Origin of the sequence: Embleya sp. NPDC059237 (assembly GCF_042754105.1) — a bacterium.
GTDB lineage: Bacteria > Actinomycetota > Actinomycetes > Streptomycetales > Streptomycetaceae > Embleya.
In genome coordinates this window covers 1-16,284 of the sequence record NZ_JBHZAE010000001.1, presented here as the reverse complement: position 1 = coordinate 16,284, position 16,284 = coordinate 1, and the positions used below count along the sequence as shown (strand labels likewise).

The window sequence follows — 16,284 nt, the reverse complement described above, 5'->3', positions numbered from 1 at the left end:
TTGCCCATCAGATCACATCCGGCTCTCCCGCCCGGGGAGCACACCCGCATCGCGGGCGCCCCGAGCACCGGCACGGCGCCCCGGTTCGTCCCCGATCGTCAGGGAATCGGGGGAAGTTCCGGCTCCTGCGGCACGTCCTCGGGGTCCGGCGTCCAGCGCGCCCGGGTCATGTCCACCCGCTCGCCGCCGGAGCGCAGCGGGGTGCCCTCGGCCCGGTAGTGCTTCGGCGCGCGCACCGCGTGGCTCGGCGGCAGTGAGCCGTCCGCCCGCACCACGCGCCACCAGGGCACCCCGCCGCCGTACAGCGCCATCACCCGGCCGACCTGCCGGGGACCGCCGTCCTGAAGGGCCTCGGCGATGTCCCCGTACGCCATCACCCGCCCGGCGGGAATGCGCTCGACCAGGTCGAGCACCCGCTCGGCGAAGGGGTTAGGGTCACTCATCCGCACATGGTGACAGAGTCGTCGGACACCTGGTCCGACGGCCGCCGATCCCCTTTCGGCCGCACTTCGGCGCGGCCGGGCGCGAACCGGGGCACGGGTCGTGGCACCATCGACGCGGCGGTGACGGGTGATACGAGACCATGACGAGACATTCGCGAGGGGTGCCCCCGGGAACGGGCGCGCCCTCGTCGTCGAGCCCTCACAACCCCTGCGGGTACACCGTTCGTCCGATTTGATCCGAGTCCTGCTCGGCGTGCTCGCCCTGGGCGTGGTCTTCTTCCTGGCCAGTATCGCCCGCCAGACCACCTCCGGCCTGGAATCGGACATCGTGCGCGGCGCGCAGAACAGCACGCCGCACCTGCTGCTCAACCTGTCCGGCGGGGTGTTCGCCGTCGCGGTGCTCGTGGTGCCGGTGGCCTACGGCATCGAACGCCTGATCAGCAGGGACGGGTTGCGGGTCGCCGACGGGGTGATCGCCGCCGCGGCCACCTACCTGGCCTCGCTCGGTTTGGACTGGTGGATCACCGGCCCGGGCCCCGAGGCGCTGCGCGACGCGCTCACCCGCCCGCTGCCGCTGCCGCAGACCGGCTGGACCGATCCGGTGCACGGCTATCTCGCGCCGATCGTCGCCTACGTCACCGCGGTCGGCCTGGTGCGCCGACCGCGCTGGCAACTCGTGGTCTGGACGCTGCTTCTGCTGAACGCGGCAACGGTGCTGGTCGGCGGCTACACCACCCCCGTCGCGCTGCTCACCAGCGTGCTGTTCGGGCGCACCATCGCCTACGCCACGCTGTACGCGGTCGGCCTGCCCAACACCCGCCCGCCGGCCGAGTCGGTGGTCGCCGCGCTGCGCCGGTTCGGCCTGGTCGCGCTGTCGTGCGTACGCACCGACGACGGTCCCGAGGAGACCCGCCGCTACGCGGTCCGGCTGGCCGACGACCGCCTGCTCGACGTGACCGTGCTCGACCGCGACCAGCAGGCGTCCGGCGCGATCTACCGGTTCTACCGGCGGCTGGTGTTGCGCGGGGTCACCCAGCGCCGCACCGTGCTGTCCACCCGGCGCGCGCTCGAACAGGAGTCGCTGATGGCGTACGCGTGCGCCGACGCCGGCGTGCGCGCGCCGCGCCTGGTGGCCACCACCGAGGTGGGCCCGGACGCCGCGCTGTTGGCCTACGCGCACGTGCCCGGCCGCACCCTGGACACGCTCGACGACGAGGAGATCACCGACGAACTCCTGGCCCGGGTGTGGCAACTGCTCGGCCTGCTCCAGGCACACCGGCTCACCCATCGCCGGCTGGTCGCGGAGAGCATCCTGGTGGACGGCTCCGGCGAGCCGTGGCTGGTGGACCTGCGGGCCGGCGAGATCGCGTCGAGCGACCTGGCGCTGCGCATCGACACCGCGCAACTGCTCACCACGGTGGCGCTGCGGGTGGGCGAGGAGCGCGCCGTACACACCGCCGCCGAGGTACTGGGCGCGGACACCGTCGCCGCGTGCCTGCCGCTGCTGCAAAAGGTCGCGCTCAGCCGCAGCACCCGCTCGGTGCTGCGCAAGGACAAGAACCTGCTCTCCCGGATCCGCGAGCAGATCCTGGAACTGCGCCCCCAGGCCGAGGTCGAGCCGGTGCGCCTGGAGCGCGTGCGCGCACGCACCCTGGTCTCCGTGGTGGCGAGCGCGTTCGCGGGCTACTTCCTGCTGTCCCAGCTCAGCCACGTCGATCTGGGCGAGATCTTCGCGAGCGCCAACTGGGGCTGGGCGGCGATCGGCCTGCTGGCCGCCTCGCTCAGCTATGTGTGCGCCGCGCTGATGTTGCTGGGCTACGTACCGGAGCGGTTGTCGCTGTATCGCACCACAATGGTGCAACTCGCTGGCTCGTTCGTGAAGCTGGTCGCCCCGCCGGCGGTCAGCGGCGTCGCGCTGAACACCCGGTATCTGCAAAAGGCCGGGATTCCGCCCACCCTGGCCGCGGCCAGCGTCGGGGTCTCCCAACTCGGCGGACTGGTCTTCCACGTCGGCCTGTTGGCCTTCTTCGGCTACATCGCCGGCACCGCGGAGACGCCGTCCTTCGCGCCGTCCGGCGCGGTGATCGCGGGCCTGTTGGTCGTGGCCCTGGTGACCCTGCTGGTGATGGCCGTACCGCCGCTGCGGCGCTGGATCGTCAAACAGTTGCGCCAGTTGTTCTCCGGGATCGTGCCGAGGCTGCTCGACGTGCTGCAGACGCCGACCAAGCTGGCGGCGGGCCTGGGCGGCACGGTGTTGCTGACGCTGACCTTCATCCTGTGTCTGGACGCCAGCGTGCGGGCCTTCGGCGGCTCGGCCAACTTCGCCGCGATCGCGGTGGTCTTCCTGGCGGGCAACGCGATCGGCTCGGCCGCGCCCACGCCGGGCGGCATCGGCGCGGTGGAGGCGGCCCTGATCGCGGGCCTGACCAGCACCGCACGCCTGCCGTTCGAAACCGCGACGGCCGCGGTCCTGCTCTACCGCTTCCTGACCTTCTGGCTCCCGGTCCTCCCCGGCTGGCTCGCCTTCACCCACCTACAACGCAAACAGGCGATCTGAGCGCCGGTACCTCCGGCAACCGAATGCTTCCCACGACCCAAAAGCATCTCCGCAACCCAAAAGCGCCGAACGGGCCAAATTTCAGCCCGTCCGGCGCTTGAGGACACCCGAAACAGCAGGACCCCCAAACAGCACGCACCTCACCAAGCCGAGCCAACTCCCAGCCCGTCCGGCGTTTGAGGACAACCCCCGGCCGGAGGCCGGGCAAACGCCACGGCCGTCCGGCCCCGAGGACCTAGTAGACCGGCTTCTCCGGCTCGATCTGGTTGACCCAACCGATCACGCCGCCACCGAGGTGCACGGAGTCCTTGAAGCCCGCGGCGTGCAACACGGCCAATACCTCGGCCGACCGCACACCGGTCTTGCAGTTGAGCACGATCCGCTTGTCCTGCGGCATGTCCTCCAGGGCGCGGCCCATCAGGAACTCGTTCTTCGGGACCAGCCGCGACCCCGGGATCTGCACGATCTCGTACTCGCCCGGCTCCCGCACATCGATCAGGTCGATGTTCTCGCCGGCGTCGAGCCATTCCTTGAGCTGCCGGGGCGTGATCGTGGACCCGAGCGCGGCCTCCTGGGCCTCCTCGGAGACCACGCCGCAGAACGCCTCGTAGTCGATCAGCTCGGTGACGGTCGGGTTCTTGCCGCAGACCGCGCACTCGGGGTCCTTGCGGACCTTGACCGTGCGGTAGGTCATCTCCAGCGCGTCGTAGATCATCAGCCGGCCGACCAGCGGCTCGCCGATGCCCTGGAGCAGCTTGATCGCCTCGTTGACCTGGATCGACCCGATCGACGCGCACAGCACGCCGAGCACGCCGCCCTCGGCGCAGGAGGGGACCATCCCGGGCGGCGGCGGCTCCGGGTACAGGCAGCGGTAGCACGGCCCGTGCTCGGACCAGAACACGCTCGCCTGACCGTCGAAGCGGTAGATCGAGCCCCACACGTACGGCTTGTTCAGCAGCACGCAGGCGTCGTTGACCAGGTAGCGGGTGGCGAAGTTGTCCGTGCCGTCGACGATCAGGTCGTACTGCGCGAAGATCTCCATCACGTTGTCGGCCTCGAGCCGCTCCTCGTGCAGGACGACCTCGGTGTACGGGTTGATCTCCTTGACCGAGTCGCGCGCGGACTCGGCCTTCGAGCGGCCGATGTCGCTCTGCCCGTGGATGATCTGACGCTGGAGGTTGGACTCGTCGACGGTGTCGAACTCGACGATGCCGAGCGTGCCGACACCCGCCGCGGCGAGGTACATCAACGCCGGCGACCCCAGGCCACCGGCGCCCACACAGAGCACCTTGGCGTTCTTCAGCCGCTTCTGCCCGGCCATCCCGACGTCGGGGATGATCAGGTGGCGCGAGTAACGACGGACCTCGTCGACGGTCAGCTCGGCGGCCGGCTCGACCAGAGGTGGTAGCTGCGACACGGAAACTCCGATGGTCGGACTGTCTAATCTCGGCTCTTTTCCTACCGCAACAGTGTCACGCTCGTCCCGATTCCCGGGCACCGGGTCCGGTCCGTGAGATGCGTGTGCGGCAGCGCCGCCGAGCACCCGCAAGGGCGCCCGGCGGACCGGGATGCGACTACTTGGTGAGCTTGCCCGACGGGTACGGCCACGGGTTGGCCTCGCAGGTCTCACCCTTCATCGAGCCCTCGCTCGCGACCCGGGTCTTGGTCTGCTGCATCATCACCGGAGCCAGGCCCGCCCCGATGCCGCCCGCGCCGCACGCCTTCTCGTGGTTGTGTCCGAGCCGGTGGCCGACCTCGTGGTTGATCAGCATCTGCCGATAGCCGACGATGTCGTCGCCGTAGGCGGTCGAACCCTGGGCCCAGCGCCAGGCGTTGATCATCACCCACCGGGTGCCGTACGCGTCGCAGGAGACGTTGTCCTCGCTGGTGTCGCCGACCAGGGGGCTGCACGTCTTGTGCACCGTCCCCGGGCTGGCCAGCCGCACCACGAAGTCCGCCTTCGGCGAGTTGTCGGTGCGCTCGAAGGTCAGTCCGCCGCTCGCCCAACTGCGCTTGTCGTTCAGCGTCTTCTGCACCGTGGTGGCGAACAGTTCGCCGTCGAGTTGCAGGCCCTGCTCGATCTCCACCGCGTAGGTGTACTTGCGCCCCGGGCCGGGGGCGGCCTCCTTGCCGGGCACGGTGTCGAACTTGTTGCCCAGTCCCAGCTTCGGATCCAGCGGGAAGCGCAGGGTGAGCTGGTCGGTGGTGGTCGGCGACTGGGGCGTGGGCAGCGGCAGCGCGGAGGCGCTGCCGGGGGCGACCGGGTCCCGCTCCGAACCCCGCGAGGCGGCCTGGTCGGTGGGCCGGTGGCCCGCGCCCGGCGCGGCCTGGTCGTCGCCGGACGCCTGGGTCGACGTGCCCTCGTCGGGCATCTGCAGCACGACCGCGCCGGCGAGCACCGCGCCGGTCACCACGACGCCGCCCGCCGCGACCAGCGTGCGCCGTCCCTTGCGCGGCGCGGGCCGGTTCGCCTTGCGGGTCTGCGCGCGACCTCGCGGCGGGGCGTTGCCGGTGTCCGGCTCGAAGCCGTGCTCCGGCTCGGGTTCGACGTGCAGGGGCTGCGCGTCGGCGAAGTCGTCGCCCGGCTCGGTCGCGAACGAGAGTTGTTCCAGGTCGAGTTCGGGCCCCGAGCCGACCCACGACTCGGCCTCCATCGCGTACTGCCCCGCTCCGGGCGGATCGATCCGAGCGGGCTCCGCGGGCAGGTCGTAGAGCGCGTCGACCGCCGGATCCTCGACCGGCGCCACGACCGGGTATCCGCCCGAGGTGTCGTAGCCGTAGCCGACGAAGCTCTGCGGCTCGAACGTGGTGGTGTCGTAGGTCGGCGCGGCGGCGGGCACCTCGACCGCGGCGTGCATCCCGCTCTGGTAGGCGTCCGCGGCGTACAGGTCGTTGGCATGGCCCACACCCGCGTAGCCGCCCGTGGCGTAGCCGTCGCCGCCGAAGGAGCCGGTGTCGAACGTGCCCGTGTCGAACGCGGGCGCGCCGAACGTGTCGGTCCCGTACCCGCCGGCCGCGAAGTTCTGCGCGGGGTAGCCACCGGTCTGCGGCTGCGCGTCGTAGGGCTCCAGCGGGTCGTCCCAGTGCGCGGGCGCGCCGGGCATCGTCCCGACCGCCGCCCAGGTGCCGGAGTCGACCGCCGGCGCGGGGTGCTCCCAGCCGTGCTGCACGGCCTCGTAGCCGTAGGACCCGGTGTGCTGCCCGTCGGTGGGATATCCGCCGTAGCCCTGATCCACGGGGTACCCGTGGTAGCCGGTGTCCTGCTCGACGTATCCGGAGGCATACGACGTGTCGGTCGGGCCGGCGGCCCAGCCGCCGGCGTATCCGCCCTCGTGGACCTGTCCGTAGTCGCCCTGCTGCGGCACCGCCGCGTAGCCGCCGGAGAGTCCGTCGTCCGGCAGCTCCTCGCCGCCGTACTGCACGCTCGTCTGCACGCCCGAATGACGTCCCATGAGTCTGCGTTCACCCCACCACGTTCGACGGCGAGAGGGCCCCGTCGAGTAGTTCGCGGAAACCCCGGGCCACCACGCGGGGGTGTTCGAGCATGGCCACGTGCCCGGAGTCGGGCACCACGAGCAATCGGGCGTCGGGGAAGGTCTCGGTGGCCCGCTTGGCCATCCGCGGGTCGACCAGTCGGTCCCGACGACCGTAGACGAGCAGTGTCGACGCCCGCACCTCGGCCGCCTGCCGCCACAGCGCCCGGCTGCCACGCTCCAGGTAGGCCCCGATCACCGATCGGGTCGAGTGTGAGAACGCGTCCATCATGTACGGGAGTTCGAGCCGGCGCCGGTACTCGGCCGCGGCGTCGGCGAAGGCCTTCTCGCCGACCGCGCCCGGGTTGCCGTACATCATCGCGATCGACATCCGGGTGCGTTCCTCGGGTGTCATGTTCCGACTGATCCGCAACAGCGCGCGGCCCACGCCGGGCACCCCGAGCAGCGCCGTGGGCACCACCGACGGGCGCACCCGCAGGTCCGGCAGCGCGGGCGAGATCAGGGTCAGCGTGCGGACCAGGTCCGGCCGCCGGGCGGCGAGCCGGGTGGCCACCGCCCCGCCCATCGAGTTGCCGAACAGATGCACGGGGCCCTTGCGCAGCGACAGGATCGCGCCCTCGACCGCACGACAGTGCGCGGAGATCGAGTAGTCGCCGTTGCGCGGCGGCGCGGAGTATCCGAATCCGGGGAGGTCGATCAGCTCGACGGAAAGATCCGACCGCAGTTCGGCGGCGAGTTCCGTCCAGTTCAGCGACGAACCGCCGAGCCCGTGGATCATCATCGCGGGCGGCAGGTCGCCGTCGCCGAGCGCGTCGCGGCGCACCACGACCTCGCTACCGCTCCCGACCTCGACCGTTCGCGCAGGCCAGGGCGTCGGGTCGGCGTCGCTTGCGGGGCTCAGGGTCGTCACGGTGGGCAATATTACGAGACGATCACTGGGACGGAAGGGGTGATGCCCCGACCGTCTTCGCTCGGCAGGGTGGTCTCGGCGCGTTTGCCCGGTTTCATGACGTCACTCTAAACGCTTCCCACATCACGTTTCGACATCGATCCCGAAAGTGCGGCAGCGTTTTCGAGGCGGATCATGGACATGCGGGGTTTTGCGCACACTCACGAAGACATGCGGGAACACCGAATACCGGCGGTCCGCACGGGCAGGGAGGCCGTATGTACGGAATCGACGATACCCCCGAGTTCCAGGACGTCACGCTCGGTGACGCCAACGTGTCCGACGAAACGGTCGACGACCCCGAGATCCCGGTGCCCGACGCGGTGGAGCAGCAGACCTCCGTGGTGGCGGACGACGGGGACGAGGAGCCCGTGTGGGGGTCGGTGCCCGACGGCGTGGATCCCGCGGACGCCACCGAGCAGCGCCGCGGGGTCGGGCACGCGGAGGACGAGGACTACCGCTGACCGCCCCGATCACCCCGCCGACCGGGGCTCGCGCGGGCGGTCCGCGCACCTCACGCGCCCCCTTGCGGGGGGTATCGAAGGCGCGGGATCCTGTTTCGTTGCGCCACGAAACTTACGCCCTGGGTTACCCGAAAGTAGGATGACGTGGTGGAAAGACCCGCCGGATCACCGAACCATCCGGTGTCCGCGACACGTTGAGCGACACCTTGAGGAGCCCCGTGACAGCCATCCAGGATGCGGACCCCCGTCCTCGCGGCACCCGGCTGCCCCGGCTCGCGCGCAGAACGCAACTCCTCGGCGCCGCCCAGGAAGTCTTCGTCAAGCAGGGCTACCACGCCGCCGCGATGGACGACATCGCCGAATGCGCCGGCGTCAGCAAGCCCGTGTTGTACCAGCACTTCCCCGGCAAGCTGGAGCTGTATCTGGCGCTGCTCGACCAGCACTGCGAGGCGCTGTTCGCGGCGGTGCGGCGGGCGCTGGAGTCGACGCACGACAACAAGCTCCGGGTCGCCGCCACGGTCGACGCCTACTTCGCCTTCGTCGACGACGACGGCGGTGCGTTCCGGTTGGTCTTCGAGTCGGACCTGACCAACGAGAGCGCCGTGCGCGAGCGGGTGGAGCGGGTCAGCGAGATGTGCGCCGACGCGGTGAGCAAGATCATCGCCGAGGACACCGGCCTCGGCCAGGAGGAGTCGATGCTCCTGGCGATCGGGCTGACCGGCATGGCGCAGGTCACCGCGCGCTACTGGATCGCGCGCGGCGCGACCATCCCGCGCGACGCCGCGTCGCAGCTGGTGTCGTCGCTGTCCTGGCGCGGCATCTCCCGCTTCCCGCGCAAGGACGACCCGCCGCACTGAGCGGGCGGACCTGCGGATACGGACGCCGGGACGATCTTGTTCCCGTCCGGCGTTCGCGTTGGGCGTACCCGTCATGGCGTTCGGTGACCCCGGCTCTCGACTAGCCTGCTGGGGAAGGTACGGCCCGCGAGTCTCGCGGCGCCGATCTCCAGAATTTCAAGGCCGGAGGGACAGCCGTGGAGATCAAGATCGGCGTACAGCACGCCGCGCGGGAACTGGTGCTGGAGAGCACGGACAACCCGGAGGACGTCGAGCGGGCCATCGCCGACGCGCTGTCGGGGACGTCGGCGCTGCTGTCCCTGACGGACGAGAAGGGCCGCCGCGTGATCGTGCCGGCCGACCGGCTGGCCTACGTCGAGATCGGCGAGTCCTCGGCCCGCAAGGTCGGCTTCGGCGCCAACGCCTGAGCGAGGGTGTCGCACGCGGCACCGCACGAGCCCGAGGGTGGGCGATCCGAACACGGATCGCCCACCCTCGGGCTTTGTCGTGGCCGGCGCCCCGGTCAGGAAGCCAGTCCCAGGGCGGCCATGCGCCGCTGGTGCGCCTCGGTGATCCGGTTGAACATCCGGCCGATCTCGGCCAGGTCGAAACCGGGGCCGGCCCCGCCGCCGATCAGCATGGTGGACAACACGTCCCGCTCCGCGGCGACCCGCTGGGCCTGGCTGAGCGCCTCGCCCATCAGCCGCCGTCCCCACAGCGCGAGCCGGCCCGCCACCTTGGGGTCGCGCTCGATCGCCGAGCGCACCGCGTCCACCACGAAGGCCGAGTGCCCGGTGTCCCGCTGCACCTCGACGATCAGGTCCCGGCTGACCTCGTCCAGGTGCGCGGCGACCTCACGATAGAAATCGGCCGCGATCCCGTCCCCCACGTACGCCTTGACCAGGCCCTCCAGCCAGTCGGCGGGGGCGGTGTGCACGTGGAACTCGTCCAGCGGCGCGATGAAGGGGTCCATCGCCCGCGCCGGGTCCGCGCCGAGTGCGGCGATGCGGTCACGCAACAGGGTGAAGTGTTGGAACTCGGCGACCGCCATCGCGGCCAGCGCGGCCTTGTCCTCGACGGTGGGGGCCATCTTGGCGTCCTCCGCCAGCCGCTCGAAGGCGGTGATCTCGCCGTACGCGAGCACGCCGAGCAGTTCGATCACGGCCGCCCGCATCTCCCCCGTCGGCTCCGTACCCTCGCTCATGCCCACCCCTTCGCTCGTGTTCCTTCGGGCCGTGCGGCCCGATGTGCACAAGTACGCAGCGTAGTGAGCGCACCGCGGTCACGTGGGCGCCAGGTCCGGGCGGAGTCGCCCATCTCCGGACAAGCAGTAATGAGCATCACCCCACCGGCCGCACGCCGCCGGGTACAGTGGTAGTGAACGCGGATGCCCGGTCGGAGGACGACTGGCTCCGACCGACCCGCTCGGGTGGCCGCCCGAAGGCGAGAGGTCCCGTGCCGCGCCCCGCTTTTTCGATGGGCGCCTCGGTCTCGACCCGCTTTCGGTACTACTGACGGCCCCCACCACACAGAAGAGGCTGGACCCCTGACAACTTTTCGCGAACTCGGAGTACTTTCGGAGACGGCCGAGGCGCTGGAAGCGCTCGGCATCGTCGAGGCTTTCCCCGTCCAGGAGATGACCCTTCCCGTCGCGCTCTCGGGCAGTGACGTGATCGGCCAGGCCAAGACCGGGACCGGCAAGACCCTCGGTTTCGGCATCCCGCTGCTGCAGCGCATCGTGGTGGCGGCCGACATCGAGGCGGGTCGCGCGCCCGCCGGCACGGTTGCCGGCCGCACCCCGCAGGCCCTGGTCGTGGTCCCCACGCGCGAGCTGTGCGTGCAGGTGACCAACGACCTCCAGGCCGCGGGCAAGCTGCGCAACGTACGGGTGCTCGCCGTCTACGGCGGCCGGGCGTACGAGCCGCAGATCGACACCCTCAAGAAGGGCGTCGACGTGGTCGTCGGCACCCCCGGTCGACTGCTCGACCTGGTCGGACAGGGGCACGTGAACCTGTCCGAGGTCAAGATGCTGGTCCTGGACGAGGCCGACGAGATGCTCGACCTGGGCTTTTTGCCCGACGTCGAGAAGATCGTCGAGCGGCTGCCCGCCCGCCGCCAGACGATGTTGTTCTCGGCCACCATGCCGGGTCAGATCATCACCCTGGCGCGCCGCTACATGAGCCGCCCCACGCACATCCGCGCCTCGGAGCCGGACGACGCGGGCGCCACCGTCAAGTCGGTCCAGCAGCGCGTCTACCGCGCGCACGGCCTGGACAAGCCCGAGCTGATGGCCCGGGTCCTGCAGGCCAACGGGCGCGGCCTGGTCATGGTGTTCTGCCGGACCAAGCGCACCGCGGCCGACCTGGCCCAGGGCCTGGCCGAGCGGGGCTTCGCCTCCGCCGCCGTGCACGGCGACCTCGGCCAGGGCGCGCGCGAGCAGGCGCTGCGCGCGTTCCGCAACGGCAAGGTGGACGTGCTCGTGGCCACCGACGTCGCGGCCCGCGGGATCGACGTCGAGGGTGTCACCCACGTGGTGAACTACCAGTGCCCCGACGACGAGAAGACCTACCTGCACCGCATCGGTCGCACCGGCCGCGCGGGTGCCTCCGGCACCGCCGTGACGCTGGTCGACTGGGAGGACATCCCGCGCTGGAGCCTGATCAACAAGGCGCTGGACCTGGGCTTCGCCGACCCGGTGGAGACCTACTCCACCTCTCCGCACCTGTTCACCGACCTGGACATCCCCACCACCGTGGGCAGCGTGCTGCCGCGCGCCGACCGCACCCGTGCGGGGCTGGGCGCGGAGGACGTCGAGGACCTGGGCGAGACCGGCAAGAACAGCCGGGGCGGGTCGGGGCGCAAGGGCGGCGCGGGCGGGCGGAGCCGGAGCGGTCCGGCCGCGTCCGGTCCCTCCACCGCCGGGCCGGCCGCGGCCGACGCCGAGTCGAGCGAGCCCAGCCGCCGTCGGGCGCCCGGGTCGCGACGGCGGCGTCGGGTCAACGGCGCGGAGGCCGGGGAAGCCGTGGCCACGGCTGTGGCGACCGGCACGGCGCCGAGCGTGGCCGCCGAGTCGACCGGCGCGCCGGTCGCGGCCTTCGTCGAGCCGACCGCAGTGATCGTCCCGGCCCCCGCCGACGGTGGGGCGGACGCGGACGCGGACGGTGACGGCGAGCGGGCGCCTCGGCGTCGCCGCCGGCGTACCCGGCGTCGTCCCGAGGGCGCCGAGGCGGGCGCGGTCGCGACCGACGAGGGCTGAGTTCGACGAGAGGCGGCGGCCCCGGCCGCTCGTACGACGGCCTCCGGTGTGGAGTGTGGACGATCACGTCCGCGCTTCGCGGCGGGGGCCGTCGTCGTACCTGCGGATAAGTAGGCTCGACGGCGTGAGTACGCCACGCTTTCTGACCTTGCCCGGGACCGTCCGCTCCCGTCGCCTGGCGACCGGGCGCGGACGATTCGCCGTCCTGGAGTCCACCCCGCCGGCCGCCGGACCGAGGCCGGGCACCGCCGTGCTCGTGCCCGGGTTCACCGGCAGCAAGGAGGACTTCATCGCGCTCGGCGAGCCGCTGGCCCGGCGCGGCTTCCACACGGTGGCCGTGGACCAACGCGGACAGTACGAGACCGAGGGCCCGGACGACCCGGCGGCGTACACCCGCGACGCGCTGGTCGACGACGTGCTCGCGATCGCGGACGCGGTGGCCCCGGGCGAGCCCATCCACCTGGTGGGGCACTCCTACGGCGGCCTGGTGTGCCGATCGGTGGCGCTGCGCGCGCCGGAACGGCTGGCCTCGCTGACCCTGATGAGCACGGGTCCGGCGGCGATCTGCCCGCCCGAGATCGAGCGGCTGCTGCTGCTGGAGGACGTGCTGCCGGTGCTCACCCGCCAGGAGGTGTGGGAGGCGATGCAGGCGGTCGAGCTGGAGGCCGGCCTGCTCCCGCCCACCGATCCGGCGATCGCCGCGTTCCTGCACGCCCGCTGGCTGGGCACCGTCCCGGCGGGCCTGCTGGCCATGGCCGAACAGTTGCGCTCCGAGCCCGACCTGGTCGCCGACCTTGCCGCGGTCGTCGCGGCCGGCCTGCCCGCGCTGGTGATCTCCGGCGTCGAGGACTACGCCTGGCCGGTCCCCTGGCAGGCCGAGATGGCCGAGCGTCTGGGTGTCCCGCACGTGGCGATCCCGGGCACCCACCACTCCCCGAACGTGGAGGCCCCGGGCGCCACCGCGGTGGCGCTGGCGGACTTCTGGACGGACGCGGCGGTGTACGCGGATCGGGCCTGATCCGGGCGACGTCCCTCGGCTCGCCGGCGGGCCGAGGGCCCGGGCCGAAGGCCCCGATCGACCGCTGTCCGGCTCGATCGGATCGGGCGTAGCGTGGCAAAGGAGACCTTTCTCCCATACGGGCGTCGCCCGTGCCCGGGGCGGCTTCCGTCGAGCCGACCGATCGGGAGTTGCCATGACCGTCCTCGATGTCGATCCCGCGCGACAGGAAGCCTTCGCGGGACGCCTGCTCACCATCCTCGACGACGGCTGTCTGGCCTTTTTGACCAGCGTCGGCCATCGCACCGGGCTGTTCGACACGATGGCCGCGATGCCGCCCGCGACGAGCGAGGAGATCGCTCGGGCCGCCGGGCTGGTCGAGCGCTACGTGCGCGAGTGGTTGGGCGGCATGGTCACCGGCGGGTTCGTCGAGTACACCCCGGAATCCGGCACGTACCGGCTGCCGCCGGAGCACGCGGCCTCGCTGACCCGGGCCGCCGGAGCGGAGAACTTCGCCGGCTTCACCCAGTACCTGGCGCTGATGGGTGAGGTCGAGGAGCAGGTCGTGACGGCGTTTCGTCGCGGTGGCGGGGTGCCGTACTCGGCCTATCCGCGCTTCCAGGCGCTCCAGGCCGAGGAGTCGGGCCGGGTCTGGGACGCGGCCCTGGTGGCGGGTGTGGTGCCGCTGGTGGACGGTCTCGGCGAGCGACTGGCGGCGGGAATCGATGTGCTGGACGTGGGGACCGGCCAGGGGCACGCGGTCAACGTGCTGGCCCAGGCGTTTCCACGCAGCCGGTTCCGCGGCGTGGACATCTCCGTCGAGGGCATCGCCGCCGCCCGCCGCGAGGCGGAGCGAATGGGGCTGTCCAACACGGAGTTCGTGGTGGTCGACGCGGCCGAACCGCTCGGCTCGTACGACCTGATCACCGCGTTCGACGTGATCCACGACCTGGCCCGGCCGACCCGCACGCTGGCCGCGATCGCCGAGGCGCTGCGTCCGGACGGGGTGTTCCTGATGGGCGAGATCGCCGCGTCCAGCAGGCTGGAGGAAAACCTCGAACACCCGCTGGGACCGGCGTTGTACACCTTCTCCGTCTTCTACTGCATGACCGTCTCGCTGGCCGAGGGTGGCGAGGGCCTGGGCACGGTCTGGGGCGAGCAGGCGGCCCGGGCCAAGCTGGCCGAGGCGGGCTTCACCGACGTGCGGGCCCGCTCCCTGGAGGGCGACTTCCTGAACGTGTACTTCGTGGCCCGCAAGGATTGAGCCGGGAGTCGAGCCGGGAAGAGTCGAGCCCGGACGCCGACCTTCGGCATCCGGGCCCTGTGGGGTGTGCGATCAGGGAATCAGCAGCACCGGGCAGACCGAGCGGTGCGCAACCGTGTCGCTGACGCTGCCGAGGAAGAGACTGGCCACGCCGCCGTGTCGGCGGGCACCCAGGATCAGCAGGTCGGCGCCGAAGGCGCGGGCCTGGTCGAGGACCGCGTTCGGCACGTCGCCGCGCACGGTTTCCTCGGTCCAGCCCTCGACGTTGGTGACGCCGGCCGCCTTGAGCGTGTCGACGGCGCCGGTGACCACCTTGACCGCGGCGTCGGCGGTCTCGTCCTCGACCACGCCGCCGACCCCGCCGCCGTCCACCACGTCCAGGGTCTGCACGTGCAGGACGCGGACGGCCGCGCCGATCGCGCCGGCCAGTCGGGCGGTGTGCGCCAGGACGTCGTCGGCCTCGGGGGTGGAGTCGACGGCGACCAGAATGCGCTCGTACATGTCGTGCACTTCCTTCTATCGGTTCAGGCGGTGGCCGGAACGGGCCGGGGGGCGTTCAGCGATGCCGCGTCGGCGGCCGTGTCGGTGTCGCGGTGGTCGACCCCGGCGAGCATCCGGCGGGCGCCGAACAGCACGGCGGCGGCGACCACACAGGCCCCGCCGGCGACCAGGAACGGCACGTGCACGTTGAAGTGCTCCTCCAACTTGGGCGCCAGGAACGGCGCCGCCGCGGCGGCGAACCAGCGGACGAAGTTGTATCCGGCGCTCGCCACGGGTCGCGGCGAGTCCGAGACTTCGAGCGCCAATTCGGTGAACACCGTGTTGTTTATACCGATGAAGGCGCCTGAAACGATGACACCGGTCACAACGACCGAGGTCGAGCCGTACGCGAGCACCACCAGGTCCGCGGCGAACAGCAGCAGACTCGCGGCGGCCACGTTCGCCGAGCCGAACCGGGCCTGCAGTCGCGGGGCGACCAGGACCGAGCAGACGGCAAGCAGGACACCCCACGCGAAGAACACCGCGCCGCTGCGATACGGGCTCATGTTCAGCACGAACGGGGTGAACGCGAGCACCGTGAAGAAGCCGTAGTTGTAGAAGAAGGCACCGGCGGCGGTGGTCGCCAGCCCCTTGTGTCCGAGCGCCTTGAGCGGATCGAGCAGACCGATCTTGCGCGCGGGCCGGGGTTGTTCCCGCAGCAGCCCGACGATCAGCGCGAAGCCGATCGCCATCAGCGCGGCGGTGCCGTAGAACGGGTAGCGCCAACTGGCGTCGCCGAGCACCGCGCCGAGCAGCGGGCCGCAGGCCATGCCGAGCCCGAGCGCCGATTCGTAAAGCAGGATCGCCGCGGCCGAACCACCGCTCGCCGCACCGACGATGACGGCGAGGGACGTGGACACGAACAGCGCATTGCCCAGCCCCCAGCCGGCCCGGAAGCCGACCAGTTCGCCGACCGAGTCCGAGGTGCCGGCGAGGCCGGCGAAGATCACCACGAGGGCGAGGCCGAGCAGGAGTGTGCGTCGACCGCCGATTCGGCTGGAGACGAATCCGGTCACCAGCATGGCCACCGCGGTGATCAGGAAGTAGCTGGTGAACAGCAGCGAGACCTGGCTCGGTGAGGCGTCCAGCCCCTTGGCGATCGAGGGCAGGATCGGATCGACCAGCCCGATCCCCATGAACGCCACGACGGCGGCGAACGCGGTGGCCCACACGGACATGGGCTGTTTGAGGATTCCGGGCTTGGGGGTGGTGTGGTCGGCCTGGGCTTCGCCCCGGGTCGGCGCGCCTTCGGGATGGGACCGCATCCGAGACCTCCGAACAATGTTGTTAGCTCAGCTAATAAATGTAGCCTACACCCACCTTGGCAACGGGGTGAGCCGCTCGCAGGGGCCTGCGGCGGGGCTACCGGGCCAGGCGCGGGGGCGGCCGGGGCGGCGGGCTGCCGGGCAGGCGCCGGGCGCGGGGGTGGCCGGGGCGGCGGGGGCAGCCGGGGCGGCCGGGGCGGCGGGCTGCCGGGCAGGCGC

The 16,284-nt window shown here is 71.5% G+C and carries 14 protein-coding genes; 7 read left to right on the top strand and 7 right to left on the bottom strand.

Annotated features, from left to right (window positions below; translation table 11 throughout):
* Positions 1-98: 98 nt before the first annotated feature.
* Positions 99-443, bottom strand: a complete 345-nt coding sequence (locus ACFXKZ_RS00070) for an MGMT family protein (RefSeq protein ID WP_379994699.1) — start codon at positions 441-443, stop codon at positions 99-101.
* A 232-nt stretch (positions 444-675) separates the two neighbouring features.
* Between ACFXKZ_RS00070 and ACFXKZ_RS00065 the strand changes: the two genes are divergently transcribed.
* On the top strand, positions 676-3,000 hold the full coding sequence (locus tag ACFXKZ_RS00065) for a YbhN family protein (protein WP_379994697.1): 2,325 nt from the start codon (positions 676-678) through the stop codon (positions 2,998-3,000).
* A 235-nt stretch (positions 3,001-3,235) separates the two neighbouring features.
* On the opposite strand, the gene moeZ is transcribed toward ACFXKZ_RS00065, so the two are convergent.
* From moeZ to ACFXKZ_RS00050, 3 genes are all read right to left on the bottom strand, one after another.
* Entirely contained in the window at positions 3,236-4,417 is a 1,182-nt protein-coding gene (gene moeZ / locus ACFXKZ_RS00060; protein ID WP_379994695.1) for an adenylyltransferase/sulfurtransferase MoeZ, read from the bottom strand.
* A gap of 157 nt (positions 4,418-4,574) precedes the next feature.
* Positions 4,575-6,452 carry a DUF3152 domain-containing protein gene (locus tag ACFXKZ_RS00055; RefSeq protein ID WP_379994693.1) on the bottom strand — a complete coding sequence of 626 codons (1,878 nt, stop codon included), beginning with the start codon at positions 6,450-6,452 and terminating at the stop codon, positions 4,575-4,577.
* A gap of 10 nt (positions 6,453-6,462) precedes the next feature.
* Positions 6,463-7,320 carry an alpha/beta fold hydrolase gene (locus tag ACFXKZ_RS00050; protein WP_379997228.1) on the bottom strand — a complete coding sequence of 286 codons (858 nt, stop codon included), beginning with the start codon at positions 7,318-7,320 and terminating at the stop codon, positions 6,463-6,465.
* Positions 7,321-7,661: 341 nt separating this feature from the next.
* Here ACFXKZ_RS00050 and ACFXKZ_RS00045 point away from each other — a divergent pair, with 341 nt between their 5' ends.
* The 3 genes from ACFXKZ_RS00045 (at position 7,662) to ACFXKZ_RS00035 (ending at position 9,171) form a co-directional block, all read left to right on the top strand.
* Positions 7,662-7,907 carry a hypothetical protein gene (locus tag ACFXKZ_RS00045; protein ID WP_379994691.1) on the top strand — a complete coding sequence of 82 codons (246 nt, stop codon included), beginning with the start codon at positions 7,662-7,664 and terminating at the stop codon, positions 7,905-7,907.
* Between the two features lie 218 nt (positions 7,908-8,125).
* Positions 8,126-8,764 carry a TetR/AcrR family transcriptional regulator gene (locus ACFXKZ_RS00040; protein ID WP_126637424.1) on the top strand — a complete coding sequence of 213 codons (639 nt, stop codon included), beginning with the start codon at positions 8,126-8,128 and terminating at the stop codon, positions 8,762-8,764.
* A gap of 176 nt (positions 8,765-8,940) precedes the next feature.
* A complete protein-coding gene (locus tag ACFXKZ_RS00035; RefSeq protein ID WP_379994689.1) occupies positions 8,941-9,171 on the top strand; it encodes a DUF3107 domain-containing protein in 231 nt (76 codons plus the stop codon).
* Between the two features lie 95 nt (positions 9,172-9,266).
* Here ACFXKZ_RS00035 and ACFXKZ_RS00030 read toward each other — a convergent pair whose 3' ends face one another.
* A complete protein-coding gene (locus tag ACFXKZ_RS00030) occupies positions 9,267-9,947 on the bottom strand; it encodes a ferritin-like fold-containing protein (RefSeq protein ID WP_379994687.1) in 681 nt (226 codons plus the stop codon).
* Positions 9,948-10,379: 432 nt separating this feature from the next.
* On the opposite strand from ACFXKZ_RS00030, the gene ACFXKZ_RS00025 reads away from it, so the two are divergent.
* The 3 genes from ACFXKZ_RS00025 (at position 10,380) to ACFXKZ_RS00015 (ending at position 14,260) form a co-directional block, all read left to right on the top strand.
* Positions 10,380-11,999, top strand: coding sequence for a DEAD/DEAH box helicase (locus ACFXKZ_RS00025; RefSeq protein ID WP_379994685.1), 1,620 nt, complete (start codon positions 10,380-10,382; stop codon positions 11,997-11,999).
* 124 nt (positions 12,000-12,123) lie between these two features.
* Complete coding sequence (locus tag ACFXKZ_RS00020; protein ID WP_379994683.1) at positions 12,124-13,017, top strand: alpha/beta fold hydrolase; 894 nt, start codon at positions 12,124-12,126, stop codon at positions 13,015-13,017.
* A gap of 175 nt (positions 13,018-13,192) precedes the next feature.
* Entirely contained in the window at positions 13,193-14,260 is a 1,068-nt protein-coding gene (locus ACFXKZ_RS00015) for a class I SAM-dependent methyltransferase (protein WP_379994681.1), read from the top strand.
* Positions 14,261-14,332: 72 nt separating this feature from the next.
* Here ACFXKZ_RS00015 and ACFXKZ_RS00010 read toward each other — a convergent pair whose 3' ends face one another.
* Both ACFXKZ_RS00010 and ACFXKZ_RS00005 read right to left on the bottom strand, forming a co-directional pair.
* Positions 14,333-14,761: a universal stress protein gene (locus ACFXKZ_RS00010; protein WP_379994679.1), complete on the bottom strand. Its 429-nt coding sequence runs from the start codon at positions 14,759-14,761 to the stop codon at positions 14,333-14,335.
* A 23-nt stretch (positions 14,762-14,784) separates the two neighbouring features.
* Entirely contained in the window at positions 14,785-15,978 is a 1,194-nt protein-coding gene (locus ACFXKZ_RS00005; protein ID WP_379997226.1) for an MFS transporter, read from the bottom strand.
* Positions 15,979-16,284 lie beyond the last annotated feature (306 nt).

What these genes read in the sequence shown, in the direction of transcription:
- ACFXKZ_RS00070 (WP_379994699.1), bottom strand. Translation starts at nt 443, where the DNA reads ATGAGTGACCCTAACCCCTTCGCCGAGCGGGTGCTCGACCTGGTCGAG.
- ACFXKZ_RS00055 (WP_379994693.1), bottom strand. Translation starts at nt 6,452, where the DNA reads ATGGGACGTCATTCGGGCGTGCAGACGAGCGTGCAGTACGGCGGCGAG.
- ACFXKZ_RS00045 (WP_379994691.1), top strand. Translation starts at nt 7,662, where the DNA reads ATGTACGGAATCGACGATACCCCCGAGTTCCAGGACGTCACGCTCGGT.
- ACFXKZ_RS00030 (WP_379994687.1), bottom strand. Translation starts at nt 9,947, where the DNA reads ATGAGCGAGGGTACGGAGCCGACGGGGGAGATGCGGGCGGCCGTGATC.
- ACFXKZ_RS00025 (WP_379994685.1), top strand. Translation starts at nt 10,380, where the DNA reads ATGACCCTTCCCGTCGCGCTCTCGGGCAGTGACGTGATCGGCCAGGCC.
- ACFXKZ_RS00015 (WP_379994681.1), top strand. Translation starts at nt 13,193, where the DNA reads ATGACCGTCCTCGATGTCGATCCCGCGCGACAGGAAGCCTTCGCGGGA.
- ACFXKZ_RS00010 (WP_379994679.1), bottom strand. Translation starts at nt 14,761, where the DNA reads ATGTACGAGCGCATTCTGGTCGCCGTCGACTCCACCCCCGAGGCCGAC.
- ACFXKZ_RS00005 (WP_379997226.1), bottom strand. Translation starts at nt 15,978, where the DNA reads ATGTCCGTGTGGGCCACCGCGTTCGCCGCCGTCGTGGCGTTCATGGGG.